At 65.8% G+C, this 1692-nt stretch carries 1 protein-coding gene; it reads left to right on the top strand.

Annotation, left to right across the window (positions count from 1 at the left end; all coding sequences use genetic code 11):
* The coding region (locus ACIBJH_RS48170) for a condensation domain-containing protein (protein WP_399123419.1) at nucleotides 1-1692 on the top strand (1692 nt) is incomplete at both ends.

Below are 1692 nucleotides of genomic sequence, written 5' to 3'. Positions count from 1 at the left end.
GGAATACGCGGGTGTATGTGCTGGATGCGGGTCTGTCGCCGGTGGCGGTGGGTGTTGCGGGTGAGTTGTATATCGCGGGTGTGCAGTTGGCGCGGGGTTATGTGGGTCGTGCGGGTTTGACGGCTGAGCGGTTTGTCGCGGATCCGTTCGGGGTGGTGTCGGGTTCGCGGATGTATCGGACCGGGGATGTGGTGCGCTGGAACGCGGACGGGGTCCTGGAGTTCCTGGGGCGTGCGGATGCGCAGGTGAAGGTGCGGGGTTTCCGTATCGAGCCGGGTGAGATTCAGTCTGTTCTGGCTGGTCATGAGTGGGTGGGTCAGGCTGTTGTTGTTGTGCGGGAGGACCGTCCTGGTGGCAGGCGGTTGGTGGCGTATGTCGTGTCGGCGGCGGGTGTGGATGTGGCCGGTGTGGATACGTCGGTGCTGCGTGAGTTCGTGGCGGAACGGCTGCCGGATTACATGGTGCCGTCGGCTTTTGTCACGCTGGATGCTCTGCCGTTGACGCCGAACGGGAAGCTGGACCGGAAGGCGCTGCCCGCCCCGGAGTACGCGTCGGATGTTTCTGGACGGGTTCCCCGGAATTTGTGTGAGGAGGTGTTGTGCGGATTGTTTGCTGGGGTTTTGGGTGTGGATTCCGTTTCGGTCGATGACGGCTTCTTCGAGCTGGGTGGCGACAGCATCCTGTCGATTCAGTTGGTGGCGCGGGCTCGGGCCGCGGGTCTGGTGTTCTCTGCGCGGGACGTCTTCGAGCGGAAGACGGTGGCGGGTCTTGCGTCGGTGGTGGGTTCGGTGGGTTCAGCGGTGGTCGAGGCTGAGGGGGGTGGTGTGGGTGTGGTGCCGTTGACGCCGGTGATGTGTCAGGTGCGGGAGCGGGGTGGTCCGCTGGGTGAGTTTTCGCAGTCGGTGTTGGTGGGTGCGCCGGCGGGGTTGTCGGTGGAGGGGCTGGTTGAGGTGGTCCGGTCGGTTGTGGACCGGCATGACGGTTTACGTCTGCGCGTCGTCGAGGGTGCGGGGGGTGCGGGGGGTTCCGGTTGGGGTTCTGACTGGGGTTTGGAGGTGTTGCCGCCGGGTGTGGTGGGTGTGGCGGGGTGGGTGCGTCGGGTGGATGTGTCGGGTGTCGCGGGTGCGGGGTTGGAGGAGGTGGTGTTGTCGGAGGCGGGTTTGGCGCGGGGGCGTCTGGATCCGTGTGGGGGTGTGATGGTGCAGGTGGTGTGGTTCGACGCGGGTGTGGGTGTGCCGGGTCGGGTGTTGTTGGTTTTGCATCATTTGGTGGTTGACGGGGTTTCGTGGCGTGTGCTGCTGCCGGATTTGGCGGTTGCGTGGGGTGCGGTGTCTTCGGGGCGTGGGGTGGAGTTGGCGCCGGTGGGGACGTCGTTCCGTGGCTGGGCTGGTCTCCTGATGGGGCTGGCTGGTTCGGCGGGGCGGGTCGCGGAGCTGGGTTTGTGGGAGGGAATGCTGGCCGGGCCTGGTGTGCGGGTGGGGTCGCGTGAGCTGGATCCGGTGAGGGATACGGCGGGGACGGTGCGGTCTTCGGTGGTGTCGTTGACGCCGGAGCAGACTCGTCCGTTGCTGGGTGAGGTTGCTTCTCTTTTCCACGCGAGTGTTGAGGATGTGCTCCTGGCCGCGCTCGTCCTGGCGGTGACCCGCTGGCGTTCCGAATCCGAATCCGAATCCGAATCCGAATCCGAATCCG

This window comes from Streptomyces sp. NPDC050548, from assembly GCF_044457385.1.
Lineage (GTDB): Bacteria > Actinomycetota > Actinomycetes > Streptomycetales > Streptomycetaceae > Streptomyces.
The sequence above is the reverse complement of the archived record's forward strand: the minus strand, read 5'-3'. Positions and strand labels throughout refer to the sequence as shown.